The sequence below is a fragment of the Rathayibacter sp. VKM Ac-2929 genome (assembly GCF_022815495.1).
Lineage (GTDB): Bacteria > Actinomycetota > Actinomycetes > Actinomycetales > Microbacteriaceae > Rathayibacter > Rathayibacter festucae.
The window spans coordinates 891,917-917,137 of the sequence record NZ_JALGRV010000001.1; the positions used below are offsets into that span (position 1 = coordinate 891,917).

Here is a 25,221-nt window from a genome sequence, read left to right on the forward strand (position 1 = left end):
GGAGTGGCGAGAATGGATCGGGGCGTCGAGGAGGGTGGACGGGTGCGCAGCACGGAGCGGGACGCGGTCGCCTGCGGAGTCGACGTCGGCAGCACGAACGTCAAGGTGGTCGCGCTCGACGCCGCCGGCCGCGTCGTCGCGCGGGCCGGCCGGGCGACGCCACGGGAGAACGGCGAGCTCTCGGTCGACGCGGTCACACTGCTCCGCTGCGTCGAGGAGATGGTCGTCGAGGTCTGCGGGGGCGTCCGCGTGGTGCGGGCGATCTGCTCCGTCGGGGTCGGCGAGGACGGCGTCCTGGTGGACGGGGGCCTGCGCCCGCTGACCCGCGCGCTCGCCTGGTTCGACCCGCGTCGGCAGGGCGTCTTCCGGTCGCTGCGGCCACGCCTCCACGACGACGAGAGCTTCGACGCCGAGACCGACCCTGTCCGCACCCTCGTCGGCTGGGCCTGGGCGCGCACGCAGCCTCTCGAGGGTCGCGCCGCGTCCTGGATCGCCCTGGCCGACTACTCCGGCGTCGTCTGGAGTGGTCGCCCGTTCCTCAGCGACACCCTGGCCTCGCGCACGGCGGCCTGGCGGTCGCGGGATCGCCGGTGGGCCTCCGAGCGGGTCGACGCCACGCTCGGGTCGGTCGAGCTGCTGCCGCCGGTCGTGCGGTCGGGGGACGTGGTCGGCGCGCTCCGCTCGACGCTCCTGCGCGAGGCGGGGGCGCTCGCCGCAGACGCGGTCGTGGTCGCGGGCGGGCACGACCATCCGATCGGCGGCTGGGGCGTCGACCAGATCGCGCCCGGAGCGGTCCTCGACTCGATGGGGACGGCCGAGGTCGTCGTGACGCAGTCGCCGCTGCCGGAGGCGGGGCGGCGGGACCAGGTCGACGTCGCGCCCGGGATCCGCTCCGCCGGCGTGACGCTGCTCCGGGTCGAGGAGCTGGCGCGCAACGTGGCCTGGGCGGGGGAGGACCCGGCCATCGACGGGCACCTCCGCGACCTCCTGGCGGGGCGCTCCGAGCCGCTGCCGGTCCTCGACTCGGGGTACTTCGTGCCGGGTCGTCGCGGCGGGGGACGTCCGTCCTACGCGCTGCACGCCCCGCGGGACCCGCGGGCGCGGGCGTCCGCCGTGCTGGGGGCGCTCGCGATCGCCGGGCGCGACGCCGTCGACGCGGTCCGCCGAGGAGCCCCGGAGCGGCCGGAAGTACGGCTCGCCGGCGGCTGGGTGCACTCGCCCGGCTGGGTCGAGATCAAGTCGGCGGTGAACGGCTACCGGACGACGCCGATCTTCGAGCCGGAGGTCACCGCGGTCTCGGCGGCGCTCCTCGCGGCGCGCGCCGTCGGCTGGGATCCGGAGCCGGCCGTGGTGCTCGGCGGCTCTCCTCCGCGCGCCTGAGCGTGCACGGGCAGGGGACCCGCGCTCAGCTCGCGGAGACCAGCACCTCCAGCGGCACGACGTCCGTCAGGACCCACGTCTCGTAGTAGTCGAAGCGGAAGCCGTCCCGGTTCCAGGAGCTGGACCGCACCCGGAGCACGGGGTCCTCCGAGCCGATCCGCAGCTGCGTCGCGACGTGCTGCGGCGCGCGCATCGACCGGATGATCCGGTGCGCACCGTCGGTCGTGAACCCGGCGCGGCGGAGGGTGCTGTCCACGGAGCCGGTGCCGTCGAGGACGTCCTGCGCGGTCGAGATCGTGCGCGCCACCTCGCTCGGGAACCAGTTGGTGCTGAACATGGCGATCGTCCCGTCGAGGGAGCGGACGCGCTCGAGGGCGAAGACGGGCGTGCCCGGAGCGAGGCGCAGCGCCTGGGCGACGTGCTCGGGCGGGACCAGCGAGCGCGCGTCGACCACCCGCGTCGCGATCCCGGTGCGCCCGTGCCGGAGCTGCGAGTCGAGGAAGCCCGCGGTGTCCTGCACGGTCCAGCCGGTCGTCCGCTCGGGGGCGGCGGCGAACACCCCGCGGCGCGGCACGCGGCGGGCCAAGCCCTCGGTCTCGAGCTTCTGCAGCGTCTGGCGGACGGTGGCGCGGGACAACCCGAACTCGCGACCCAGCTCGAGCTCGCTCGGCAGCCGCTCGTCGGCGGGGATGCCGCCCGAGACGATCCGCTGCTTCAGGATCCCGAAGAGCTGCTCGTAGTAGGGGACGGGGGAGTCGCGCTCGATGGGCGGGATCATCGCAGTCTCCGATCGATGTCCTCCGCCCTCTCGGGGCGGGCCCTCCGACAGTAACGCACGGACTGTCCTCACCGGCTGGACAGGAGCAGCGTGCTGTCCGGCCGCAATCGGGTGCCGCGCGGACACCCTCGTTCCTACTGTCCCGCTGGCGAGCGATTCGTCTGGACTGTACGTACAAACATTGCTAGCCTTTGTCCAGCACTCGCCACGCCCGCACAGGGCGGCGGCGGGTCCTCAGGGCCGAGGATCGCCTTCGGCCCCGACAGCGGAAGGTGTTCAGATGCGCGCAGTGGTTCTCGACGGCAGGGGCTCGATCGACGTCGCGGAGCTGCCCGACCCGGTAGCGGGGCTCAGCGAGGTCGTGATCGCGCCGGAGGTCGTCGGCATCTGCGGAACCGACATCCACCTCGCCTCCGGCGACTACCCCACCGGCACCTTCCCCGTCGTGCCCGGCCACGAGTTCGCCGGCATCGTCGTCCAGATCGGCGCGGACGTCGAGGAGTTCGCGGTCGGCGACCGCGTCTGCGTCGATCCGAACGTCGCCTGCGGGCACTGTGATCAGTGCGACGTCGGCGCCACGAACCTCTGCCGGAACCTCGTGCCGATCGGCGTCACCTCCGACGGCGCGGTGGCGGAGCTGGTCCGCGTGCCGGTCGGCGTCGTCTTCCGCCTCCCCGAGGGGATGGACTGGACCACGGGCGCCCTCATCGAGCCCCTCGCCTGCGTCCTGCACGCCCTCGACCGCGTCGGCCCCGTCGCGGGGCAGCGGGTCCTGATCTACGGAGCGGGCTCCATCGGTCTGCTCGCGGCAGCACTGGTGCGTGCCCGCGGCGGCGCCAGGATCGACGTCGTCGAGCCCAGCGCCGTCCGCCGCCAGGCCGCCGTCGAGTTCGGCGTCGATGCCGTCTTCGCACCGGGCGAGCGGAGCAGCGAGCGCGATGTCGACCTCGTGATCGAGGCGAGCGGACACCCCTCCGCCGTGTCCGACGCGCTCGTGCGCCTCGCCGAGCGCGGCACGCTGCTGCAGATGGGCGTGGTGAGCCCGACCGCGTCGATCGATCTCTTCCCGTACGACCTGTTCGACCGGGAGCTGACCATCGTCGGCTCGCAGTCGCTGGCCACCTCCTACCCGGCCGCGGTCGAGGACGTCGTCACGCTCCCCGACCTGGCGGCGCGCATGGTCACGCACACCTTCGGCCTCGCGGACTACGCGGAGGCGCTCGCCGCGGCGAGCTCGGAGTCGGCGCGCAAGGTGCACATCCACCCGCAGCGCTGAGCGGGCCGGGCGGACTGCTGCCGCACGACATCAGCTGAGAGCAGGGTCCCTCCCCCCCCCCCACAGCGGAGGCCCTCCCTTCTCAGCTGATGTCGTGCGGGCCCCGACCGCTCGTCGACGGTTTCGGATCGCCCCCGGCGGGGAAGAGGAGGAGTGCCCCTTCCCCCGGAGCCGTCGCGCTCCGCCCACCGAGAGGAACGCCCGTGGTCGCCATCGCCCCGCTCCGAGACCGATTCGACGGAGTCGAGAGGATCGCCGTGCTGCGCGGCGGCGGACTCGGCGACCTGCTGTTCGCGCTGCCCGCCGTGGACGCGCTCGCCGCCGCCTACCCGGGCGCCGAGATCGTGCTGCTCGGCACTCCGGCGCACCGCGTGCTGCTGCAGGGCGTCGACTCGCCGGTGACCGACGTCGAGATCCTGCCGGTGGCGCAGGGCGTCCGCGACGGCGAGGGCGAGGACCCTCGGGTCGTCGAGGACTTCACCGAGCGGATGCGCGCGCGGCGCTTCGACCTCGCGGTGCAGCTGCACGGCGGCGGCCGCTACTCCAACCCGTTCCTGCAGCGCCTCGGCGCGCGGCACACGATCGGCTCGCGCACCGACGACGCGGCCGAGCTGGAGTGCACGATCCCCTACGTCTACTACCAGCACGAGATGCTGCGCGCGCTCGAGATCGTCGGGCTCGCCGGGGCGCCCGCCGTCCGGCTCGAGCCGTCGCTGCAGGTCGACCCGGAGCGCCGCGACCGCCTCGCCGCCGCGCTGCCCGCCGGCGGGCCGCTGGTGCTGATCCACCCGGGGGCGACCGACGTCCGGCGCCGCTGGAGCTCGGCGAACTTCGCGGAGGTCGCCCGCGCGCTGCTGGCCGACGGGGCGCGGGTGCTCGTCGTGGGCGACGCCTCCGACGCGCCCGCCGCGGAGGCGATCGTCGCGGGCGCTCCGGGCGCGGTGTCCTGGGCGGACCGGGTCGAGCTCCCGGATCTCGGTCCGCTGCTCTCGCTCGCCGACCTCGTGCTCGGCAACGACAGCGGACCGCGGCACCTCGCGGCGGCGGTCGGTGCGCCCACGGTCGGCGTCTTCTGGGTCGGCAACGCCATCAACGCCCAGCCCCTCGGCCGCCAGCGCCACCGCGTGCAGCTGAGCTGGACGACCCGCTGCCCGATCTGCGGCATCGACGTCACCCAGGTCGGCTGGACCGCTCCGCGCTGCGAGCACGAGCTGTCCTTCGTCGACGACGTCCCCGTCGCCCGGGTCCTCGAGGACGTCCGCGGCGTCCTCGCCTCCACCCGCTGACGTCGCCCGGGCCCTGCCCCCCCCACCACGAGATGCCACTTATGAGCACCGACACCGGCGTGTCGCGCTCATAAGTGGCATCTCGCGGGAGGGGTCGGACGCGGGGGAGCGTCAGACGTCCGGGGCGTCAGGTCACGGCCAGGAGGGCTCCTCCTCGTGGGTGATGACGAGCTCGCGGACCTCGCAGCCGCGGGGCTGGCCGAGGACGAACATGACGGCGTTCGCGACGTTCTCCGGGTCGTTGAGGAGCGCGTCGGGTCCCGGCTTGTACTGGGCGTCGCGGTCGTCGAAGAAGCGGGTCTTCATGCCGGAGGGGATCAGCGTGGTGACGCCGATCTCACCCTTGGTCTCGGCAGCGAGCGCCCGCGTGAAGCCGAGCACGCCGAACTTCGACGCGCAGTAGGCGGTGGCGTCCGAGACGGCCTTGATCGCGAGCGAGGACGCGACGGTGACGACGCGGCCGTGGGTCTCGGTCAGGAAGGGCAGCGCGGCGCGGACGACGGCGGCGGTGCCGAGCAGGTTGACCGAGATCACGCGCTCCCACTCCTCCGGCTCGACGTCGACGAGGCGGCCGCAGCGGTCGATGCCGGCCGCGGTGACGACGGCGTCGAGGCCGCCGTGCTCGCGGGCGATCTCGACGACGGCCTTCTCGGCCTCGCGGGTCTTGGCGACGTCGACCTGGTAGGCGGCGACGCCCTCCTGGACGTTCGAGACGTCGCGGTCGAGGACGATCGGGGTGCCGCCCGCGGCCGTGACGGCGGCGGCGACGGCGGCTCCGAGTCCGGAGGCGCCTCCGGTGATCAGGACGCGGCCGATGGGGGTGGGGGTGGTGGTCATGGGTGTCCCTTCCAGGATCGTCAGCGCCGACGGGATCGGCGCAGCGGGGCGGTGGTCGGCCGGAGCCGACGCGGTCAGCCGACGCGCGCGAGCGCGGCGGCGAGATGGGTGGTCGAGCGGCCCGCGTGGTACGGCACCGTCAGGACGCGGCCGCCCCACTCGGCGACCGTCGCGGTCTCGGGCAGCGATTCGGCGGAGTAGTCGCCGCCCTTCACCCAGACGTCCGGGCGGATGCGGCGCAGCGCCTCGTCGGGGGTGTCCTCGCCGAAGACGAGGACCGCATCGACGCACTCGAGCGCGAGCAGCAGGTCGACCCGGTCGTCCTCGGGGATGATCGGCCGGGCCGGTCCCTTGAGCCGGCGCACGGAGTCGTCGGAGTTGAGGCAGACGATCAGGCAGTCGCCGAGCGCCCGGGCGGCCGAGAGGGTGCGGGCGTGGCCGGCGTGCAGCAGGTCGAAGCAGCCGCCGGTCGCGACCACGGTGCCGCCGGCGCCGCGGACGGCCTCGGCGACGCGCAGCGCGTCCACTCCGGACGCCCCGTGCAGGGCGGCGGTGTCGGCCGGAGTGCCGAGGGAGGAGACTCCGCCCGCGAGCAGGTAGGCGCCGGCCGCGGCGACGGCCGCGCCGACCGCCTCGGAGGGGGTGGCCCCGCCGGCCAGCGCGACGGCGGCGGAGGCGGCGAAGCGGTCGCCCGCCCCGCAGGGATCGGTCGGCGGCACGGCGGCGGCGGGGTGCACCACCGGCACGCCGGCGCCGCGCGAGCGGACCAGGGCACCGCCGGAGCCCATCGTCACCGCGACCGCGCCGCAGCCCCAGCGCTCGAGCAACGTCGTCGCGGCGGTCTCGGCGAGGGTGACGCCGCGGCCACTCGCCCCGGAGAAGCCGGTCGCCTCGCCCAGGTTCGGCGTCGCGAGGGTCGTCCCGGCGACCGGCTCGGTCCCGCGCGGATGCGGATCCCAGACCAGCGGCACGGTGAGCGCGTCGAGGGCCGCGCGGAGCGAGGCGTCCTCGGTGAGCCGGCGGCCGTAGTCCGCGACGACGACCGCGTCGACCTCGCCGAGCGCGGCGAGCATCTCCTCGGTCACGGTCGGCACCGGCGGGCGCTCGCAGCCGCGGTCGAAGCGGACGACCGCCTGACCGGAGGCGGCGACCCGCGTCTTCACGGGCGTCGGCGCGCCGGAGGGCCCGGCGACCACTCGGACGCCGTCGAGGGCGGCGAGCAGCTCGGCCGCATCGGCATCGGCGGCGTCGGCCAGCGCCGTCACCAGCACGACCTCGTGGCCGTCGCGCACCAGCATCCGCGCCACCAGCCCGGCGCCGCCGGCGCGCACCCCGCGGGTCGACACGTCGACCACGGGCACCGGCGCGTCGGGGCTCAGCCGCTCGGCCGGCCCGGAGAGGTCGACGTCGAGCATCACGTCGCCGACCACGGCGATCCGCAGGCGGCTCACGCGGCCGCTCCCGTCCGCACGCGGATCCGGTGCTCGAACGCCCGGCAGAGCGCGTGCACCAGCACGAGCTGCGCCTCCTGCACGTTCGAGCCGTGGCCCTCGAGCGCGATCGACTCGTCGCAGGCCTCGGTCAGCGGGTTGGGTCCGTCGCCGGTGAGCGCCCAGGTGCGGGCGCCGGCCGCACGGGCCGCCTCGGCCGCGTGCAGCAGGTTGGCGCTGCGGCCGCTGGTCGAGAGCAGCACGACGACGTCGCCGGCGCGGGCGTGCGCGGTGACCTGGCGGGCGAAGACGTGGTCGAAGCCGTAGTCGTTGCCGATCGCGGTGAGGCTCGAGGTCTCGGAGTGCAGCGAGATCGCGGAGAACGGGATGCGATCGCCGTCGAAGCGGCCGACCAGCTCGGCGGTGAGGTGCTGCGCCTCCGCGGCCGAGCCGCCGTTGCCGGCCGCCAGCAGACGGGCGCCGGTGTGCAGGCGGTCCGCCAGCTCGACGCCCCAGGCGACGATCCGGTCGGAGTGCCGCTCCAGCTGCGCGACGACGTCGAGCGCGCGGGCGACGTGGTCGTCGACGAGGCGCCGGGCGGCGTCCGTCGAGGTGTCGGACGGCGTGCCCGTCGGGGTGTCCAGAACGGTGTCGATGCTCATCTGCGCGGGGCCGCCTTCCGGGGGGTGGAGGAGAGGGAGGTGCGAGCGGTGCCGCTCCTGGCGGCACCGCCGTCGCCGAGTCCGGCGAGGGTGGTCAGGTAGGCGCGCTCGGTGTCCGCGGCGACGCGGTCCCAGGAGTAGCGGGACTCGACGCGGGCGCGGCCGGCGGCTCCGTAGGCGCGGGCGCGCTCGGGGTCGGCGATCAGCGCGGCGAGGGCCGCGGCGAGGGCCTCGGGGTCGCGCGGCGGCACGTGCACGCCGGTGACGTCCTCGACGACCGTGTCGATCAGCCCGCCGACGGAGGAGGCGACCACCGGCACGCCGCAGGCCATCGCCTCCAGCGGGGTGATGCCGAACGGCTCGTACCAGGGCGCGCAGATCACGATGTCGGCGGAGCGGAGCATCGCCGGCATCTCGGTCTGCGAGAGCTGGCCGGCGAAGACGACGCGGTCGGCGACTCCGAGGCCCTCGGCGACGCCGTGCAGGCGCTGGTACTCCGGGTCGGCGATGAGCGCGTCGCCCGAGCCGGAGCCGCCGACGACGACGAGCTCGGCGTCGCAGCCGTCAGCCACCAGGCGGGCGAGCGCCTCGATCGCGTGGCCCATGCCCTTGCGGGGCACGAGGCGGCCGATGCTCATCAGCCGGACGCGCGCGGTGCGCTCGGCGACGGGTCCGTCGGGCGTGAAGCGCTCGAGGTCCACGCCGCAGGGCACCACCGAGATGCTCGAGGTGGGCACGCCGAGGCCCTTCAGCTCGAAGGCCTCGTCGGAGCAGGTGGCGACGACGCCGTCCGCCCGCTGGCCGACACCGGGCTCGAGCCAGGCGCGCTCCTCGGGGCTGGTGTCGAGCGCGCCCTGCTGGCGGCGCTTCACGACGCCGAGCGCGTGGAAGGTGTGGAAGACGGGCACGCGGCGCCCGGTGGCGCGCTCCACCCGCTCGGAGGCGTCGAGCGCGGCGACCCCGGACATCCAGAAGTGGCTGTGCACCAGGTCGGGGCGGGAGTCGAGCCAGTCGTTCGCGAGGTCGACGGCGAAGTCGCCCATGAACGGCAGCAGCTCGTCCTTGGACACCTTGCTGGCCGGGCCCGCGTCGATGTGCACGACCTCGACGCCGGAGGTGAAGGGCACCCGGCGGGGGAGGGAGGCGTCGTCGCGCCGCGTGTAGACGGTGACGCGGTGGCCGCGGCGCGCGAGCGCGTCGGCGAGCGCGGCGACGTGCACGTTCTGGCCCCCGGCGTCGACGCCGCCGAGCGTCGCCAGCGGGCTGGCGTGCTCGGAGACCATCGCGATCGAGAGGGGACGGGTCGAGGTCACAGGGAGCTCCCTTCGCGGGTTCCGGCGGTTCCGGCGGTGGACAGGTCGCGCCGGGCGGGCCGGCTGCGGGTGAGGTCGCCGAGCAGCTCGTCCCAGTCGCGCTGGAAGCGGCCGAGGCTGTAGCGGGCGAGCACGGCCTCGCGGGCGACCGCTCCGGCGACGGCGGCGCGCTCCGGGTCCTCGATCAGCGCGCGGGCGGCGGCGGCCAGTGCGTCCAGGTCGTTCGAGATGGCGCCCGCCTCGGGCGGCACGGCGCGGCCGGCCTCGGTGGTCTCGAGCGCGACGACCGGCATCCCCAGGTGCATCGCCTCGAGCAGCGCGAGGCCGAGCGAGGTCCAGCGGAACGGGTGCAGGTAGACCCGGCGGCGGGCCAGCTCCGCGTGCATCGCGCCGGTCTTCACGTCGCCGAGCACGTCGAGGCGGTCGGCGGGCAGCCCGGGCGTCCCGACGAGGCCCTCGGTCTTCATCCCGAAGACGTCCAGCGGGGCGACCGCGGCGAAGCGCGGCAGGAGGTCGGTGCCGGTCACCCGCTGCCGGCGCACCGGCTCGTTGATGACGACGCCGAAGCGCGCGAGCTCGCCGGTGTAGAGGGGGCCGGGGTCGTTGATCCCGTGCTCGATCACCGTGGTGCGCGTCGATCCGGTGTCCCACATCAGCGCGTTGAAGTGCGTGACGTGCACGAGGAGGAGGTCGTCGCGGTCGGCGAGCGGGTGGCGGTTGTCGGGCACGTCGCCGCGGGGCGTGTTGTGCTCGACGTAGACCGCCGGAATCTCGCGGCCGAGCCGCCGCCCGAGCAGGCGCTCCGCCTCGGCCAGCTCGTCGGGGCGCTGGAGGAGGACGACGTCGACGTCGGCGTCGCGCAGCTCCTCCGGGGCGATCTCGATCGTGTTCGGCCAGTCGCGGCCGCCGGTGCCGAGGCCCCAGCCGTCGCGGGCGGGAGTGGTGGGCAGCAGGTACTCGTGGTCGCCGCGGACGAACGCGTCCGCCCAGCCGCCGTGCACGTGCCAGAGCAGGATCCTCATGCGAGCGCCTCCGAGGGTGTCGTGGTGGATGTCGTGGAGTCGCGCCGCGGGAGCGCGCGGAGCCGCTGGGCGGCGGCGACCGCCTCCTCGGCGCTCACCCCCGCCAGGCAGGGGTGGCCGGGAACGGGGCAGACGCGGGCGCGCGAGCCGGCGCAGGCGGCCTGCTGGTCGCCGAGCAGCTCGACCGGGACGCCGTAAGGCGCCCAGCGGATCGCCGGGACGACGGGCGCGAACAGGCTGACCACCGGGGTGCCGGAAGCCGCCGCCAGGTGCGCCGGCCCGGTGTTGCCGCTGATGACGACCTCGGCGCGGGCGAGCACCTCGGCCGCGCCGGCGAAGTCGGTGGCGCCACCGAGGTCGATGCCGCGGCTGCCCGCGACCTGCGCGGTCAGCGCGCGCTCGCCGGGGCCGCCGGTGACGGCGACCGCGACTCCGGAGTCGGCGAGCAGCTCGACCGCGCGCGCCGCGTTCTCGGCGGGCCAGGCCCGCGCGGGAACCGCTGCACCGGGATGCACGACCACGTACGGTCCGACGCCCTCGAGCGCGGCGGGGAGGACGCCTTCGCGATTCACCCGCAGGAGCCCGTCGTCGCCCTCGGGCAGCGCGAAGCCCGCGGCCGCCGCGATGGCGAGCGCGCGCTCCGGCTCGGGCTGGTCCTCCACGAGTGTCTCGCCGGGCACCAGCCGCACGTCGAGCAGGGCCCCCGCGAAGTCGACGGACGCGCCGGAGATCCGCGCGACGCCGGACAGGCGCAGCAGCAGCGCGAGCGGCAGCGGCGACTGGTGGAAGGAGGTGAGGATCACGGCCTCGTCCGGAGCGAACTCCTCGACGATCGACCGCAGCTCCGCCACGAGGGCGGCGTCGACCGGGCGCGAGGCGTCGCCGATCCACGGGCAGGACCAGGTGCGGACCCGCGTCGGCCCCGGCAGCAGCGCCGCGGCGGGCGCGCCCTGCGGTCCGGCGAGCAGCAGCACCTCGGCGTCGGCCGCGATCGCGCGGACGGCCGGTCCGCAGAGCAGCACGTCGCCGGCGCTATCGAGGCGCGCCACCAGCACGCGGCGGGTCATTCGGCGTCCTCGTCCGGCTGCATCGCCAGCAGCAGCTCGACGGCCTCGAGGAGCGTCGCCGCGCGCAGCGGAGCGGCGGCCACCTCCTCGGCCCGGGTGATCGGGGTGGGCACGAGCACGCCGCGGGCCCCCGCGGCCGCAGCCGCGCCGACGTCCGCGCCGATGTCGCCGATCACCGCGAGGGAGCCGGCGGGCAGCCCGAGGCTCTGCGCGGCGTCGAGCACCATGCCCGGCGCGGGCTTGCGGCAGGCGCAGCCGTCCTCGGGGCCGTGCGGGCAGAGCATCCAGGCGTCGAAGCCGCCGAACAGCTCGTCGACGCGGCGGTTCACGGCGTCGGCCTGCGCGCGGTCGATGATGCCGCGGGCGATGCCGGACTGGTTCGTGACGACGCCGAGCTTCAGTCCCGCCTCGCGGGCCCGCTCGACCGCGTCCAGCGCGGTGGGCATCGGCTCGACCAGCGCCGGGTCGCCGTTGTAGGGCACGTCGATCACGAGCGTCGCGTCGCGGTCGAAGAGGATTCCGCGCAGCCGCGCGGCGCGCGGGGCGGGGGCGTCCTCCGCGGTGCGGTGCGCGGAGCCCGGCTGGATCGAGTCGTTCACCTCTCCCTCGTACCCCCCTCCTCCGGGTTCCAAACGCGGGGGAGGAGAAGTGGTCCGCTCGGGCGCGTCGGAGCCGCGGGACCGCCTGGGCGAGATCCGCGCGTCTGAGGTCGCCGGAGCGGGGTACGGGACCTCCGACAGGAAGGAGGCGCCGTGCGCGCTCTCACCGACCCGGACGGAACCCCGGAGATCCTCGCCCTGCGAGCCCTCAAGCTCGGCGACATCCTCGTGGCCGTCCCCGCCCTGAAGGCGCTGCGCCGCGGCTTCCCCGAGCACCGGCTGATCCTCGCTACCACGCCCTGGCTGGAGCCGATCGTCGACCTCATCGACGGCCTCGACGCCCTCGTGCCGACCCTGCGCGGGCTGGACGATCCGCTGCCGGTCGCGCCCGGGCGCATCGAGCTCGCCGTGAACCTGCACGGCAACGGCCCGGAGTCCCGTGACGCCCTGATCGCGCTCGAGTCCGAGCGCCGCCTCGAGTTCCGCGTGCCCGCTCTCGACCCCGACGCGAGCCACGACGACCCGCGCCCGCTCTGGCTCGACGGCGAACTGGAGCGCGCGCGCTGGGCCCGCCTGGTCAACTCCATCGGCCTCGACGCCGACCCCGAGGACGTCGGCATCGCCGTCCCGGCCGTGCCCGCGCCCGTCGACGGCGCGGCGATCGTGCACATCGGCGCGTTCTACGGCTCGCGCGAGTGGCCGGAGGAGCGCTTCGCCGCGGTCGCGCAGTCGCTGGCCGCCGAGGGGCACCGCGTCGTCTACACCGGAGGCGCGAACGAGGCCGACCGCGCCCGCCGCGTCGCCGAGCTGGCCGGAACGGGCGAGGTGCTCGCCGGTGCGATCGACCTGAGCGGATTCGCCGCGGTCGTCGCCGCGGCCGAGGTGCTCGTCACGGTGGACACCGGTGCCGCGCACCTGGCGTCCGCCTACGGCATCCCGTCGGTCGTGATCTTCGGACCGGCGCCGCCCGAGGCGTGGGGTCCGCCGGCGAGCGGACCACACATCGTGCTGACCGACGCGTCGCTGCGCCGCGGAGACGTCTTCTCCTCCGAGCCCGACCCGGCGCTGCTCGCGGTGCGGACCGAGCACGTCCTCGACGCGCTCGCCACCCTGCCCTCGCGCGCCGACGCGCACCTCAGGCGGTCCGCAGCCGCGCCGCAGGGTGGACGGGCGTGACCACGGCGACCGACGCTACCCGCGCGCGGTTCGTGGGCTGATGACTGCGCGACGGGGCGCCGAGGCGGTCGGCGAGCTGCGCGAGGATCCGGCGCTGCAGCCGCGAGACCTGCATCTGCGTGGTGCCGAGCGCGTCGGCGATCTGCTGCTGCGTCATCTCCTCGACGAAGCGCATCCGGAGCAGCTCGCGCTGGCCGTTCTCGAGCTCGGCGAGCGCCCGGGCCAGGCCGTGCCGGCGGTCGATCGCCGCGAGGTCCTCGTCCTCCCCGCCGATCGTCTCGGCCAGCCGGACGCCGGTCTCGCCGACGGTCTCGTCGAGGGAGAGCGGATGCCCGGCCGCGCGCGCGTCGGCGACCTCGGCCGGCTCGACGCCGAGCCGCGCGGCGATCTCCCGATCGCTCGGGTGGCGGCCGAGCTCCTGCGCGAGCTCGTCGGCGACGACGGCCGAGCGGCGGTGCAGCTCCTGCACGCCGCGGGGCGGGCGGATCATCCAGCCGAGGTCGCGCAGGTGGCGCTTGAGCTCGCCGGTGATGGTGGGCACCGCGAAGGCGGCGAAGCTGTCGCCGCGCTCCGGCGTGAAGCGGCGGGCGGCCTTGACCAGCCCCACGTAGGCGACCTGGCGGAGATCCGCGCGGTCGCCGCCGGCGCGGGACACCCGGTTCGCCATCGCCTCGGCCAGCCCGAGGTGGTCGAGCACGATGCGCTCCCGGATGCGGGCGCCCTCGGCGTCGTCGGCGGTCGCCGCCGCTTGGAAGAGCGAGAGGGTGCGGGCGTCCTTCTCCTCGCGCGGCGAGGCGGGCTCGCTCGGCGAGTCGGTCGCGGGGGCGAGCGCTGAGAGGGCGGTGTCGAGAACGACCGTGCTCATCGGGACCCCTTTCCGGGCATGCTGGCGCGTCCGGGGCGGCGGGATGCGACGCGCTCGTCGTCGAGCGGCCCCGGGGGAGAAGCAGTAGCCACAGGCCACCACTGCTCCTCCCGTTGGAGAAGTCCGTTGACTCGGAGCACTGCTTCGCGCTAAGAGCTCCGGCCGCCCGCGAGCCGGATCGGTCCCGCGAGCCGGACCGACGCCCGAGTCGGCCCCCTGTCCAGTCCGGGCGCCGCTCCCCGCCCCGCCGCTAGAATCGCCCCGTATGTCTGAGCTCACCCCGCCCTCCGATCGCGCCCACGACGCGCACCCGTTCACGACCGCGACCGGGAGCGACGTCCGCGTCCGCTTCTGCCCGTCCCCGACCGGGACGCCGCACGTCGGCCTCATCCGCACGGCCCTGTTCAACTGGGCCTACGCGCGGCACACCGGAGGCACCTTCGTCTTCCGGATCGAGGACACCGACGCGGCCCGCGACAGCGAGGAGAGCTACGAGCAGCTCATCGACGCGCTCCGCTGGCTGAAGCTCGACTGGGACGAGGGCGTCGGCGTCGGCGGCCCGCACGGCCCCTACCGCCAGTCCGAGCGCAGCGACGTCTACACCGACGTCATCCAGCGCCTGCTCGCCTCCGGCCACCTCTACGAGAGCTACTCGAACGCGGAGGAGATCGACGCGCGCAACGAGGCGGCCGGCCGCGCCAAGCAGCACGGCTACGACAACTTCGACCGCGACCTCACTGAGGAGCAGCGCGCCGCCTTCCGCGCCGAGGGCCGCAGCCCGGCGCTCCGCCTGCGCGTCCCGGACGCCGACCTCTCCTTCGACGACCTCGTCCGCGGCGAGATCACCTTCCCGGCCGGGTCCTTCAGCGACTTCGTCGTCGTCCGCCCCAACGGCCAGCCGCTCTACACGCTGGTGAACCCGGTCGACGACGCGCTGATGCAGATCACGCACGTCCTCCGCGGCGAGGACATCCTGCCCTCGACCGCGCGCCAGATCGCGCTGTACCACGCGCTGATCGACATCGGACTGACGACCTTCGTCCCGCGCTTCGGCCACCTCCCCTACGTGATGGGCGAGGGCAACAAGAAGCTCTCCAAGCGCGACCCCTCCGCCAACCTCTTCCACCACCGCGACCGCGGCTTCATCCCCGAGGGCCTGGTCAACTACCTCGCCCTTCTCGGCTGGTCGCTCACCCACGACCGCGACGTCTTCTCGATCGACGAGATGATCGCCGCCTTCGACGTCGCCGACGTGAACCCCAACCCGGCGCGCTTCGACCTCAAGAAGGCCGAGTCGATCAACGGCGACCACATCCGCCTGCTCGCGGTCGACGACTTCACCGAGCGGACGATCCCCTACCTGATCGCCGCCGGCGTCCTCGAGACCGAGCCGACCGCCGACCAGCGCGCCGTCCTCGACGCCGCCGCCCCGCTCGTCCAGGAGCGCATCGGCCTGCTCGGCGAGGCGCCCGGCATGCTCGGCTTCCTCTTCACCACGGCCGACGCCCTCTCCTACGACGAGGACGCGCTGAAGGGCCTGCCCGCGAACGCCGGCGAGGTCCTCGCCGCGTCGATCGGCGCCCTCGAGCTCGTGCCCGAGGGGGAGTGGCTGACCGCCTCGATCCAGGAGGCGCTCGCCGGCGCGCTGATCGAGGGCCTGGGCCTCAAGCCCCGCATCGCCTACGGGCCGCTGCGCACCGCGATCTCGGGCCGCCGCGTCTCGCCGCCGCTGTTCGAGTCGATGGAGATCCTCGGCAAGTCCGAGTCGATCGCCCGCCTCGCCCGCCTCGCCGACACCCGGAGCTGATCGTGGCGGAGGTGCAGGGCGGCCACTACGACGTCGTCATCATCGGCGCCGGTCCCGCGGGGCTCTCGGCGGGGCTGAACCTCGTCCGCGCGCGCCGCAGTGTGCTGCTGCTCGACAGCAACCGCCCGCGCAATGCGGCGACCCTGCACTCGCACGGCTTCCTCACCCGCGACGGCGTCTCGCCGCTGGAGCTGCGCCGCCTCGGCCGCGCCGAGCTCGAGCAGTACGACGAGGCCGAGGTGCACAACGCGATGGTCACCGCCGTCGAGCGCTCCGGCGGCGAGTTCGTCGTCACCGCGAAGGGCGTCCGCGGCTCGGCCGACCGCTCGGTGCTGGCGACCGCGGTCGTCGTCGCCGGCGGCCTCTCCGAGCGCCTCCCGACGCTGCCCAGCCTCCGCGCCTACTACGGCACCGCCGTGCACAGCTGCATGGAGTGCGACGGCTACGAGAAGGCCGGTGAGCCCCTGGCCCTGATCGGCGAGACCGCCGACCTCGCCGAGCGCGCCATGCTCCTCTCCCAGTGGTCGACCGACCTCATCGTCTTCACCAACGGCGTCGGAGTCGTCAGCGACACCGACGAGTCGCTCCTGAACTCGATCGGCATCCGCATCGAGCGCCGCCCCGTCGCGGACCTGGTGGGGGAGCGTGCCGTGATGACCGGCGTCGCCCTCGCCGACGGCGATGTGATCCCGCGCACCGGCGCCTTCGTCCGCCCGGTGTGGGTCCCCGTCCTCGACTACCTCGACCCGGCCGGCCCCGAGGTCGACCCCGACGGCTTCCTCCGCGTCGACGCGGGCGGCCGCACCTCCGTCCCCGGCCTCTACGCCGCCGGCGAGGTCACCGCCCCCGGACCGCAGCAGCTGATCGTCGCCGCGGGCTCCGGCGCGCAGGTCGCCTCGGCGATCAACCGCGACCTCGTCCGCGCCCGCCTCGGCGAGGCCGCGCCCGAGTCGGAGGCCCTCGCCGTGCACGATCGCGGAGCCGATTTGAGCGGCGTGCGTCCGTAGGGTACTGTCGTCTCTCGGCGCCGAGTTCCACTCCGGCCGCCGCCTGGTCCCGGCCTCATCGCCGGATGGCCATTGGGGTATGGTGTAATTGGCAACACGACTGATTCTGGTTCAGTTGTTCTTGGTTCGAGTCCAGGTACCCCAGCAATGAAGTGCTCGCGAGAGTCGAAGCATCGCTCGGCGTTCGTCGCCGCTATGGCTCCTCTCGCTGCGATCCCGCCCGTGCGTCCGTTCTTTGCGATCGCGCCGATCCGCCTCGTCGCGCGGCGTTCCGAGCGCGGTTCTGCTCTCCGCCCGGCACCTCCGCGCGTCCCGCGCGAGCGACCGCGCATCCGCCGTCCGGCCGACGCCCGGTAACCCCGTCCATGCCACGATGAACCTGTACATCGCTCAGAAACCCGCCCCGCGCGGGTTCCGAGAAGGGGGTCCCTCGTCCATGAATTCTGATCTGCTCTGGGTCGTCGGCGCCGGCATCGTCGTCGGTGTCGTCCTGCTGCTCGCCATCATCGGCTTCTTCATCTTCCGCGCCTGGTACCAGGTCCCGCAGGCCGACGAGGCGATCGTGATCGTCGGAAAGAAGCAGAAGGGCGACGACGGGCTGACGTCCAACATGACCGTCATCACCGGCGGCGGCGCCTTCGTCAACAAGCTGACCCAGCGCTCCGACCGCATCTCGCTGCGGTCGCGGCAGATCAAGATGGAGCCGGTCGCGCAGACCAAGAACGGCGTGACGATCCACCTCGCGGGCGTCGCCCTCGTCAAGATCGGCTCGACGCCCGATCAGGTGCGCGCCGCCGCCGAGCGCTTCGCCTCGCAGGACCAGTCGATCGACGTCTTCACCACCGAGCAGCTCGAGGGCGCGCTGCGCGGCGTCGTCGCGAAGCTCAGCGTCGAGGAGGTGATGCAGGACCGCCAGAAGCTCGGCGACGAGATCGCCGAGGGCATCAAGGGCGACCTGCTCGCCCAGGGCCTCGTCCTCGACTCCTTCGCCATCCAGGGCGTCACCGACCGCAACGGCTACATCGAGGCGCTCGGCGCGCAGGAGATCGAGCGCGTCCGCCGCGAGGCCGACGTCGCCCGGATCAACGCGGCCCGCGAGGTCAAGGCCCGTCAGCTCGCCACCGACGAGGCGAACCTGATCGAGCAGACCGCCTTCGACAAGAACACCGCCGCCTCCAAGTCCGAGGTCGGCCGTGCCAACGCCGAGGCCGAGCAGGCCGAGAACCTGGCCCGCGCCGAGCGCGAGCAGGCCGTCCTCGTCCAGCGGGCCGAGAACCGGCAGGCCGAGCTCGACGCCGACGTCAAGCGCGTGGCCGACGCCGAGAAGTACCGGCGCCAGACGGAGGCCGACGCCGACGCCTACGGCCGAGCGAAGAAGGCCGAGACCGACCGCCAGGTCGCGCAGCAGGTGTCCGACGCCGAGGCCTACGCCGTCCAGCGCCAGGCGGAGGCCCGTCAGGCGTCGGCTGCGGCCGAGGCGGCGGCGGTCAGCGCCCGCGCCGAGGCGGAGGCCCACGCTCTGCGCGCCAAGGCCGGCGCCGAGGCCGAGGCCCTGCGCGCGAACGCCTCCGCCGAGGCGGAGGCCATCCGCACCAAGGGTGAGGCGAGCGCGGCAGCGATCCAGGCCGAGGCCGAGGCGCTCCGCGAGAACCAGGAGGCGATCCTGGGCCGCGAGCTCATCGGCCAACTGCCGTCCCTGATGGCGGAGTTCGCGAAGGGCTACCAGAACGTCGGCACCATCACCCTGATCGGAGGCGACACCGCGGCCACGCACATCGCCCGCGAGCAGGCGGCGAGCCTCACGGCCACGTTCGACAGCGTCAAGTCCGCGACCGGCGTCGACCTCGGAGCCATCCTGCAGGGCCAGGCCTTCGGCCGGGGCGTGGCCTCGACCTCGGCCGCCGAGCCCGCCCCGTCGGCCGATCCCACCGCCGTCCCCTCGACGAGCTGACCCCCGGGGCCGCCCGCCCTCGACGCGGGCGGCCCCGACCTGCCCCGCCCCCGCCGCTGCCGCCGCATCGATCCGTCACCAACGGCTGCCTCGACGGTCTCCAGACGACCCTCCGCGCCGGGTCGATGCGCCCTCCTGCGCACCGAGCACGCGGAGGCCGATCCGTCCACTCCCGGTGCGCTCCGCAGCTGCGACGTACGCTGGCGCGATGAGGCAGGGTCGGACGCGCGGGTTCGGCCTCGCGGCCCTCGCCCTGACGGCGGTACTCCTGCTGGCCGGCTGCAGCGGCGACTCCTTCCGCGCCGACTTCACACGCACCTTCGCCACTGACGAGGCGGTCGCCCACGTCGAGCTCGCGACGGTCGAGGACATGCCGTTCACCGGCGGCGTCAGCGCCGAGATCGTGGCCCGCGGGGACCTGTCCGACGCCGACCTGACGTCCCTCGCCGAGCGGTTGGCCGCCTTCGCCGCGAAGCGCCCGACGGGTGACGTGCGGATCCTCCTCGACGCCGACGACCTCACCCTGCCCGTGTCCGGCGACGAGGACCTCACGTCCGGCCGGATCGCCGCCGCCCTCGCGCTCCGGGACGACCCGCGGGTCTCCTCCCTCGCCCTCGCGGCCGATGACAGCGAGGACCGCGTGAGCGGCCTGAGCCTCTTCCTGGCGGAGCAGGCGACTGCCGACGACGCCTTCGCGCTCGCCCGCGACGCCCCCGCGCTCCTCCCCGATGCCCCGCCCCTGCACGTGAGCGTCCAGAGCGCCGACCGCTCGCTGCTCGTCACCGGCACCCCGGGCCCCTGGCTCGACGACGCCCAGCGCCTCTGGTCCGCGATCTCGGCCGCCGTCCCCACCGCTGGCTTCCGCGCCGCCCCCGACCACCTCGCCGTGACCCTGACGAGCGACGCCGACCGCGCCGCGGCGACACTCGCGGCCGCCGCGGTCCCCAGCGGCGCGACCGCCGTCACGTTCTCCGGCCCCTGACCGCCGAGGACGCCACTCCGTTCGCTGCCCATCACGCAGCGCACGCCAGAATGACGCTGACCGGGCCGACCACGGTCAAAACAGTCCTGATTTCGGTACTCTTTTGGCAGAGGAGGGCGAGATGGGATATCGCAGAGACCTGTGGGAGTTGGCCGCCGCGCGGAGCGGCGTGGTGACCATCGCGGAGGCGGGGGATGCCGGCGTTCCGGCCGTCGAGGTCCGGAAGCTCGCTGCTCGTGGGGCGCTCCGGGCGCACGGCCAGGGTGTGTACACGCACCGCGACGTGCCGACGACCCGGGTCACCCAGCCGGCGATCGCCGTCGCGCTCGCGGGGGAGGGTGCGTTCCTGCATCGGGAGTCCGTGCTCGATCTGCTGACACTCGGGCAGTTCAATCCGCCGAAGGTGCGCGTGGGCACCCGCCGCCGGGTTCGGCGGGCTCTGCCGGACTGGCTCGATCTGCAGAACCGGACCGACCTCTCCGACCACGAGCTCACCCGCTACGAGGGTGTCCCGGCGACGACCGTTCGGCGAGCGCTGGAGGACATGGAGCACCGGATGCCGCCCGACCGCTGGTCCGCCCTGGTCGAGGAGGCAGGGCGGCGGGAACTGGTCGAAGACCAGGAGGTCAGGACGTGGAAGGCAGCGGCGCGATGACGGCGGTGCCTCCGCTGAACGTGACACAGCTGAACGAGAGACTCGCGCAGTCGGCGAGCGAGCTGGGGATCCCGGTAGCGCGTGCACGGGTGATGCTCTGCACGCTGATCGTGTCGCAGATGCTTCCCGACTCCGTCGCGGTGAAGGGTGGAATGGGTGTGAAGCTCCGCTTCGGTGAGCGCGGCACTCGCGCCACCTCGGACTTCGATGTCTCCACCCGTGACCGCGGGGAGGAGTTCGAGCGCGACTTCCGCTCGCGTCTGGCCGAGGGGTGGGGCGCGGTTCCGGCGTCCCGGGGCGAGCAGCGCCGCGACCCGGATGCGCCACCCCGTGTGGCGTTCACCGCGACGGTGCGCGCCGTCAGGCTCCACGATCCAGGGCTCACCCGCCCCGAGTACGTGATGCACCCTTACCGGGTATCGATCGCTTTCCTCGGCAGTTCTTGGGGTGCCCTCGACGTCGAGGTGTCCGACCCGGAGACGGAGCCGGACGGACACCTGCCTTTGAAGATCGACGACGAGCTCGTGCGGTTCGGGGCCGCCTTCGGCTTCGGTGATCTGCGGCCCGTCAGGGTGGTCGGTCTCGAATACCAGATCGCGCAGAAGCTCCACGCCGTGACCGACCCCACCTGCGTGCGGGCGCACGATCTGGTCGACCTGCAGCTGCTGTGGGAGGCCGGTCCCGATCCGGCGCTCGTCCTCAGCCTGTGCGTCCGGACCTTCGGCTGGCGACGTCGACAGCCGTGGCCGCCTCTCCCTCTGCGGTCCATGGACGGCTGGGGGTCCGCCTATCAGGACGCTCGTGCGGAGACGGAGGTCGGTGGTCGGACTCCGGTTGTGCCGACAGCCGATGCTGCGAGGACCTGGCTGACCCGGATCCTCGAGGAGGTCGCCGGCTGTGGCGACACTGATGGGTGAGCTGATGACCTCGGACCCCGCTCAGAAGTAGCGCGCCAGGTGCGCGCGGAGCGCTTCGTCGCAGACGTACACGTAGGTCCCCTTGATTCCGCGGGTGAGCAGCACCGTGTAGATGTTGCGGACGTAGGCGAGCAGGTCCTCGTCGCTGTAGGTGATGCCGAGCTTCTTGTTGTTCTCGCGGCCCTTCTTGTCGAAGGAGTGCGCGCGGTCGAAGACGATGCGGCCCGAGGCGGTGTCGTAGCGCAGGTCCCGGCCGATGATCACTCCGGTGTAGTTCAGGTCGTAGCCCTGCACCGTGTGGATCGAGCCGACCTCGTCGATCGCGCCGGCGGAGTTGATCCAGTCGCGCTGCGTCTGATTCCAGCGGAGCGATTCGTCGCCGATCACGATGTCGAAGGCGCCCTTGTCCGTCTTCGTGACCCACTTCCACGCATAGCCGGCGACCAGGCGCGAGAGGCCGTGCTCCAGGTCACGCTGAACCACCTCCCGCCGCAGCTCGCTCGGATCGTCGAAGAAGCGCAGGTCGTACCCGCCGAAGTCCTCGCGATGCTCGGGAGGCTCGTCGGACAGCACTGCGCGCACGTAGCCGACGTAGTCCTTGTCCGCGGCGATGCGCATCTGCGAGCGGAGCGGGTAGAGCCGACCCGCGGCCGACGCTTCCGCCAGCACCCCGCGGGTGACCCGGGCGGGCAGGTCCGCCGGGCGCACGGTCTGCGCGGTGTCCAGCATCAGGATCGTGTGCCGGCTCTGCGCGCGGATCCAGTCGAGCTGCGTGTGCTCCAGCGAGTCCTCGCCGAAGAGGTGCTCGTTGATGTCGATGAACTTCCGGTTGAGCGGCCCCGACGGCTGGTTCGCGCGCTGGCTGAGCCGGTGCGCCTCGTCCACGAGCAGCAGATCGAACGGCTCGTGGCTCTCGCCGACCTGGAACGGCGTCAGCACGAGCTCCTTCGACAGTCCCGGCGTGAGCGTGAAGACCCGCGAGATGGATCCGCGCAGCGACTGCTGCGGCACGACCAGGCCGACCCGCAGTGTCGCGAGCAGCTCGGCGTGCCCCGGGGTGAAGAACTCGCTGAAGACGGAGTCGGCGTCCAGCGGCTCCTCCGGGTCGTGCCGGCGGATGTCCTGCAGGAGCTTCAGCAGGTAGATGGCGATGACGGTCTTCCCGGTGCCCGGGTCGCCCTGCACGACGACGGTGCTCCGCTCGCCGGACTCGAGGTCGGCGAACAGCCCCTCGAGGATGTCCTCGACGGCGACGGCCTGATCGTGGTTGAGCGCCTTGAACGGCGACAGCTTGAAGAGGTCGCTGTTGACGATCTCCGGGAGGGTCCGCTGGAAGAGGTGCTCCCGGGTGCGGAGCACCTCGAAGACCTCGTCGAACGTCTCGCGGTACGACGCGCGGTCGAAGTAGTCGGCGTCGGTGATGCCGGCGTTCTGATTGAGAACCGTCAGACGTCCCTCGCCGGCGAGCATCCGCAGGAGGAACGACTCGAGATCGAGGCAGGCCGACTTGTTGAACGTGTCGTCGAAGACCACCCGCACGCGATCGAGTCGGCTCTTCGCCGGCGAGTCCAGGTGCTGGCGCAGCCGCGCCTCCGCGTTCAGCGACTCGCCGACGTAGACCTCCGAGGCGCTGTCGAGGACGTACACGACGGGCCAGTTGCGGTGGCGAGGGTCGGCGGCTCCCCACACGCGCACCCGGTCCGCCTCGAACGGGAGCCGCTCGAGCTCAAAGCCGGTCATGCTTCTCGCTCCGGCCCCGCGCCTTCTCCACCGGGTACTTCGCGCGCGTCTTCTCGAGCTTGTCGAGGACGATCGCGCCGGGATCGACCCCGAGCCGGTCGGCGAGGAGGAAGCAGTACGTCAGGACGTCCGCGAGCTCCTCGACCGCCGCCGGGAGGTCGCTCCCGCCCCACTGGAAGCACTCGAGCAGCTCACCCGACTCGATGCTGATGCTCTTCGCGAGGTTCTCCGGCGAGTGGAACTGCGCCCACTCCCGCTCCCGGACGAAGGCGCGGAGGGCGTCGAGGACGTCGTCATCGGACATGGCTGCCAACCTACAGCGGTGCTCCCGATACCCCCTTCCTCCGACGAGAGGTGTCCCGCCGCCGCCCCGGTCATCGGACCGTTGTGGCCCCGTTCCGCGCCCACTCGACTCTCGGTCCGTCGCCGACCGGACCCGAACGGGGCCCCGCGGCGACGCCGGGCCGCGTTCCGCGTCCGGTCAGCCGAACTCCTTGCGCATCTGGATCGACGTCGGCTCGTAGCCGAGCGACTTGTACAGTCCCCGCGCCGTCGTGTTGAAGCCGAAGACGTTGAGCGCAAGCGCCCGGTAGCCGCGCGAGCGGGCGTGCTCCTCCGCCAGCAGCATCGCCGCGCGGCCGAACCCGCGGCCGCGCTCCGACGGGTCGACCTCGACGTCCCAGATGTAGGCGACGCCCTCGAGCTCCTGCGGGTGCGGGCCGACCCAGATCACGCCGACCGGGCGTCCCTCGTCGAGGATCCGCAGCAGGTCGTGGCCCGGTGCGAGCACTCCGCCCGGGAACAGCCGCTCGTCGTTCGCGTCCGCGTTCCGTAACGCCGCGGCCTCGTCGTCGCCCGCGCGCATCCGGTCCGCGACGTAGGACGCGCGCTGGACGGACATCCACTCGGCGAGTTCGGCGAGCGGGAACGGTGCGAGCGACACGGGCATGCCCCCACGCTCGCACACCCGCCGCGCAACATCAGCTGAGACGGGTGGGCCTCGCCCCACAGGGGAGGCCCACCCCTCTCAGCTGATGTTGCGCGCGGCTCCGGCGCCGAACCGCGATCAGGAGCGGTCCGCGCCCTCGTTCTCCGCCGCCGCGGTCTGCTCCGCGTGCTTCTTCTTGCCGAAGCGCGTCGCCAGGAACAGCAGCGTGCCCACGATCACGTAGCCGGCGGTACCCAGCCAGACCACGCCGGTCTGCTGCGTCAGCAGCACGACGCTCGCGATGATCGCGAGGATCGGAACGACCCGCGGCACCGAGAAGTGCGGGTGGTCGACGCGGTCCTTCTTCAGCACCAGCACCGAGATGTTCGCCGAGATGAAGACCAGGAGCAGCAGGAGCACGGTCGTCTCGGCCAGCGTGCCGACGTCGCCGATCAGGCTGAGCAGCATGGTCACGCCGCCGACGACGACGATCGAGACCCAGGGGGTGCGGCGGTTCGGCAGCACGCGGCCGAAGGCGCTGGGCAGCAGACCGGAGGACGCCAGTCCGAACCCGACCCTGCTCGCCATCACCATGAACAGCAGCGCGCCGTTCGCGATCGCGATGAGCGCGATCAGGCCGAACAGCCACGGCGGCACCGCCACGCCGCTGGCCGCGACCACGTCGAGCAGCGGGCCGGTCGACTCCGCGAGCTCCTCGTTCGGCAGCACGATCACCGCGCCGAGGGCGATCAGCAGGTAGACCACGGCGGCGGTGATCAGCGCGCCGAACAGCGCCCGCGGATAGACCTTCGAGGGATTGCGGACCTCCTCGGCCATGTTCGCCGCGGCCTCGAAGCCGAGGAAGGAGAAGAAGGCGACGATGGATGCGGCGAACGCGCCCTGCAGCGGCGCGACCTCCGGGTTGAACTCCAGGACGCGGCCGGCGTCGCCGTTGCCGCCGCCGAAGAAGATCGCGGCGCAGACGATCACGATCACGAGTCCGCTGACCTCGATCACCGAGGCGACCAGGTTCGCGGTCAGCGACTCCTTCACCCCGCGCAGGTTGATCAGCGTGAGCACCGCGATGAAGACGATCGCGGTCGGCACGGGCGGCACGTCGAGCAGCGCACCGAGGTAGTCGCCGGCGAAGGCGTTGGCGAGGGAGGCGGCGGTGGTGATCCCGGACGCCATCATCAGGAAGCCGACGAGGAACGACAGGTAGGGCTTCCCGAACGCCCGGTCGACGTAGCGGGCGGCGCCGCCGGCGTGCGGGTACTTGGTGATCAGCTCGGCGTAGGTGCCGGCGGTCAGCAGGGCGATGACGAGCGCGATCAGCAGCGGCAGCCAGATGACGCCGCCGACGTCCGCGGCCATCGTGCCGACGAGCGTGTAGATGCCGGCGCCGAGCGTGTCGCCGACGATGAAGGCGAAGAGCAGCGGGCCGGTGATGACCTTCTTCAGCGACCCTCCGCCCTTCGCGGGGGCACTGGCGGCGGCGTTCGTCGTTTCGGTCATCCGGTGATTCCAACGAGAACGAGCGCCA

Annotated in this window: 23 protein-coding genes and 1 tRNA gene; 11 read left to right on the forward strand and 13 right to left on the reverse strand. The window is 73.5% G+C overall.

All coding sequences use genetic code 11. The features are described from left to right. Nucleotides 1-42: 42 nt before the first annotated feature. Nucleotides 43-1,380 (forward strand): FGGY family carbohydrate kinase, encoded by a 1,338-nt coding sequence (locus MT355_RS03955; RefSeq protein ID WP_243598601.1) that lies wholly within the window; start codon nt 43-45, stop codon nt 1,378-1,380. A gap of 25 nt (nt 1,381-1,405) precedes the next feature. On the opposite strand, the gene MT355_RS03960 is transcribed toward MT355_RS03955, so the two are convergent. Continuing rightward, the gene (locus MT355_RS03960; protein ID WP_243598602.1) at nt 1,406-2,158 is read right to left on the reverse strand and encodes a GntR family transcriptional regulator; all 753 of its coding nucleotides are present in this window, start codon (nt 2,156-2,158) and stop codon (nt 1,406-1,408) included. A 280-nt stretch (nt 2,159-2,438) separates the two neighbouring features. Here MT355_RS03960 and MT355_RS03965 point away from each other — a divergent pair, with 280 nt between their 5' ends. Both MT355_RS03965 and MT355_RS03970 read left to right on the forward strand, forming a co-directional pair. Continuing rightward, nucleotides 2,439-3,434 carry an alcohol dehydrogenase catalytic domain-containing protein gene (locus MT355_RS03965; protein WP_243598603.1) on the forward strand — a complete coding sequence of 332 codons (996 nt, stop codon included), beginning with the start codon at nt 2,439-2,441 and terminating at the stop codon, nt 3,432-3,434. Nucleotides 3,435-3,637: 203 nt separating this feature from the next. Beyond that, entirely contained in the window at nt 3,638-4,720 is a 1,083-nt protein-coding gene (locus tag MT355_RS03970) for a glycosyltransferase family 9 protein (RefSeq protein ID WP_243598604.1), read from the forward strand. Between the two features lie 132 nt (nt 4,721-4,852). Here the strand turns inward: MT355_RS03970 and MT355_RS03975 are convergent, their stop codons facing one another. From MT355_RS03975 to MT355_RS04005, 7 genes are all read right to left on the reverse strand, one after another. Next, the gene (locus tag MT355_RS03975) at nt 4,853-5,557 is read right to left on the reverse strand and encodes an SDR family oxidoreductase (protein WP_123733999.1); all 705 of its coding nucleotides are present in this window, start codon (nt 5,555-5,557) and stop codon (nt 4,853-4,855) included. Nucleotides 5,558-5,631: 74 nt separating this feature from the next. Then, the gene (locus MT355_RS03980) at nt 5,632-6,999 is read right to left on the reverse strand and encodes a PfkB family carbohydrate kinase (RefSeq protein WP_243598710.1); all 1,368 of its coding nucleotides are present in this window, start codon (nt 6,997-6,999) and stop codon (nt 5,632-5,634) included. Nucleotides 7,000-7,004: 5 nt separating this feature from the next. Continuing rightward, nucleotides 7,005-7,649, reverse strand: coding sequence for an SIS domain-containing protein (locus MT355_RS03985; RefSeq protein ID WP_243598605.1), 645 nt, complete (start codon nt 7,647-7,649; stop codon nt 7,005-7,007). Next, entirely contained in the window at nt 7,646-8,932 is a 1,287-nt protein-coding gene (locus tag MT355_RS03990) for a glycosyltransferase (RefSeq protein WP_243598711.1), read from the reverse strand. The genes MT355_RS03985 and MT355_RS03990 overlap by 4 nt, the downstream gene beginning before the upstream one ends. Nucleotides 8,933-8,958: 26 nt before the next feature. After that, nucleotides 8,959-9,984 (reverse strand): glycosyltransferase, encoded by a 1,026-nt coding sequence (locus tag MT355_RS03995; protein WP_243598606.1) that lies wholly within the window; start codon nt 9,982-9,984, stop codon nt 8,959-8,961. Continuing rightward, nucleotides 9,981-11,051, reverse strand: coding sequence for a glycosyltransferase family 9 protein (locus MT355_RS04000; RefSeq protein ID WP_243598607.1), 1,071 nt, complete (start codon nt 11,049-11,051; stop codon nt 9,981-9,983). Before MT355_RS04000 ends, MT355_RS03995 begins: the two co-directional genes overlap by 4 nt. Next, nucleotides 11,048-11,650 (reverse strand): HAD family hydrolase, encoded by a 603-nt coding sequence (locus MT355_RS04005; RefSeq protein ID WP_308197296.1) that lies wholly within the window; start codon nt 11,648-11,650, stop codon nt 11,048-11,050. The genes MT355_RS04000 and MT355_RS04005 overlap by 4 nt, the downstream gene beginning before the upstream one ends. A 153-nt stretch (nt 11,651-11,803) precedes the next feature. On the opposite strand from MT355_RS04005, the gene MT355_RS04010 reads away from it, so the two are divergent. Next, on the forward strand, nt 11,804-12,826 hold the full coding sequence (locus MT355_RS04010; protein ID WP_243598608.1) for a glycosyltransferase family 9 protein: 1,023 nt from the start codon (nt 11,804-11,806) through the stop codon (nt 12,824-12,826). On the opposite strand, the gene MT355_RS04015 is transcribed toward MT355_RS04010, so the two are convergent. Continuing rightward, nucleotides 12,786-13,691: a sigma-70 family RNA polymerase sigma factor gene (locus MT355_RS04015; protein ID WP_243598609.1), complete on the reverse strand. Its 906-nt coding sequence runs from the start codon at nt 13,689-13,691 to the stop codon at nt 12,786-12,788. The two genes, MT355_RS04010 and MT355_RS04015, sit on opposite strands and share 41 nt — an antisense overlap. A gap of 265 nt (nt 13,692-13,956) precedes the next feature. Between MT355_RS04015 and gltX the strand changes: the two genes are divergently transcribed. From gltX to MT355_RS04050, 7 genes are all read left to right on the forward strand, one after another. Beyond that, on the forward strand, nt 13,957-15,498 hold the full coding sequence (gene gltX / locus MT355_RS04020; protein ID WP_132438280.1) for a glutamate--tRNA ligase: 1,542 nt from the start codon (nt 13,957-13,959) through the stop codon (nt 15,496-15,498). Nucleotides 15,499-15,509: 11 nt separating this feature from the next. Beyond that, nucleotides 15,510-16,505 (forward strand): NAD(P)/FAD-dependent oxidoreductase, encoded by a 996-nt coding sequence (locus MT355_RS04025; RefSeq protein WP_374204636.1) that lies wholly within the window; start codon nt 15,510-15,512, stop codon nt 16,503-16,505. Nucleotides 16,506-16,578: 73 nt separating this feature from the next. After that, nucleotides 16,579-16,650, forward strand: a tRNA-Gln gene (locus MT355_RS04030). Between the two features lie 291 nt (nt 16,651-16,941). Continuing rightward, the gene (locus MT355_RS04035; RefSeq protein ID WP_123733991.1) at nt 16,942-18,456 is read left to right on the forward strand and encodes an SPFH domain-containing protein; all 1,515 of its coding nucleotides are present in this window, start codon (nt 16,942-16,944) and stop codon (nt 18,454-18,456) included. Nucleotides 18,457-18,664: 208 nt separating this feature from the next. Next, the gene (locus MT355_RS04040; RefSeq protein ID WP_243598611.1) at nt 18,665-19,438 is read left to right on the forward strand and encodes a hypothetical protein; all 774 of its coding nucleotides are present in this window, start codon (nt 18,665-18,667) and stop codon (nt 19,436-19,438) included. A gap of 103 nt (nt 19,439-19,541) precedes the next feature. Next, on the forward strand, nt 19,542-20,093 hold the full coding sequence (locus tag MT355_RS04045) for a type IV toxin-antitoxin system AbiEi family antitoxin domain-containing protein (RefSeq protein ID WP_243598612.1): 552 nt from the start codon (nt 19,542-19,544) through the stop codon (nt 20,091-20,093). Further along, a complete protein-coding gene (locus tag MT355_RS04050) occupies nt 20,072-21,010 on the forward strand; it encodes a nucleotidyl transferase AbiEii/AbiGii toxin family protein (RefSeq protein WP_243598613.1) in 939 nt (312 codons plus the stop codon). Before MT355_RS04045 ends, MT355_RS04050 begins: the two co-directional genes overlap by 22 nt. Before the next feature lie 21 nt (nt 21,011-21,031). On the opposite strand, the gene MT355_RS04055 is transcribed toward MT355_RS04050, so the two are convergent. From MT355_RS04055 to MT355_RS04070, 4 genes are all read right to left on the reverse strand, one after another. Continuing rightward, on the reverse strand, nt 21,032-22,750 hold the full coding sequence (locus tag MT355_RS04055; protein WP_243598614.1) for a DUF2075 domain-containing protein: 1,719 nt from the start codon (nt 22,748-22,750) through the stop codon (nt 21,032-21,034). Then, nucleotides 22,737-23,054, reverse strand: a complete 318-nt coding sequence (locus MT355_RS04060; protein ID WP_243598615.1) for a nucleotide pyrophosphohydrolase — start codon at nt 23,052-23,054, stop codon at nt 22,737-22,739. The genes MT355_RS04055 and MT355_RS04060 overlap by 14 nt, the downstream gene beginning before the upstream one ends. Nucleotides 23,055-23,231: 177 nt before the next feature. After that, the gene (locus MT355_RS04065) at nt 23,232-23,699 is read right to left on the reverse strand and encodes a GNAT family N-acetyltransferase (protein WP_243598616.1); all 468 of its coding nucleotides are present in this window, start codon (nt 23,697-23,699) and stop codon (nt 23,232-23,234) included. 117 nt (nt 23,700-23,816) lie between these two features. Beyond that, entirely contained in the window at nt 23,817-25,193 is a 1,377-nt protein-coding gene (locus tag MT355_RS04070; protein WP_243598617.1) for an APC family permease, read from the reverse strand. Nucleotides 25,194-25,221 lie beyond the last annotated feature (28 nt).

Bases quoted from the DNA above. Each gene is read 5' to 3' on its own strand.
- MT355_RS03960 (WP_243598602.1), bottom strand. From the start codon at position 2,158: ATGATCCCGCCCATCGAGCGCGACTCCCCCGTCCCCTACTACGAGCAG.
- MT355_RS03965 (WP_243598603.1), top strand. From the start codon at position 2,439: ATGCGCGCAGTGGTTCTCGACGGCAGGGGCTCGATCGACGTCGCGGAG.
- MT355_RS03975 (WP_123733999.1), bottom strand. From the start codon at position 5,557: ATGACCACCACCCCCACCCCCATCGGCCGCGTCCTGATCACCGGAGGC.
- MT355_RS03985 (WP_243598605.1), bottom strand. From the start codon at position 7,649: ATGAGCATCGACACCGTTCTGGACACCCCGACGGGCACGCCGTCCGAC.
- MT355_RS03990 (WP_243598711.1), bottom strand. From the start codon at position 8,932: ATGGTCTCCGAGCACGCCAGCCCGCTGGCGACGCTCGGCGGCGTCGAC.
- MT355_RS03995 (WP_243598606.1), bottom strand. From the start codon at position 9,984: ATGAGGATCCTGCTCTGGCACGTGCACGGCGGCTGGGCGGACGCGTTC.
- MT355_RS04000 (WP_243598607.1), bottom strand. From the start codon at position 11,051: ATGACCCGCCGCGTGCTGGTGGCGCGCCTCGATAGCGCCGGCGACGTG.
- MT355_RS04015 (WP_243598609.1), bottom strand. From the start codon at position 13,691: ATGAGCACGGTCGTTCTCGACACCGCCCTCTCAGCGCTCGCCCCCGCG.
- gltX (WP_132438280.1), top strand. From the start codon at position 13,957: ATGTCTGAGCTCACCCCGCCCTCCGATCGCGCCCACGACGCGCACCCG.
- MT355_RS04035 (WP_123733991.1), top strand. From the start codon at position 16,942: ATGAATTCTGATCTGCTCTGGGTCGTCGGCGCCGGCATCGTCGTCGGT.
- MT355_RS04040 (WP_243598611.1), top strand. From the start codon at position 18,665: ATGAGGCAGGGTCGGACGCGCGGGTTCGGCCTCGCGGCCCTCGCCCTG.
- MT355_RS04055 (WP_243598614.1), bottom strand. From the start codon at position 22,750: ATGACCGGCTTTGAGCTCGAGCGGCTCCCGTTCGAGGCGGACCGGGTG.
- MT355_RS04060 (WP_243598615.1), bottom strand. From the start codon at position 23,054: ATGTCCGATGACGACGTCCTCGACGCCCTCCGCGCCTTCGTCCGGGAG.
- MT355_RS04065 (WP_243598616.1), bottom strand. From the start codon at position 23,699: ATGCCCGTGTCGCTCGCACCGTTCCCGCTCGCCGAACTCGCCGAGTGG.
- MT355_RS04070 (WP_243598617.1), bottom strand. From the start codon at position 25,193: ATGACCGAAACGACGAACGCCGCCGCCAGTGCCCCCGCGAAGGGCGGA.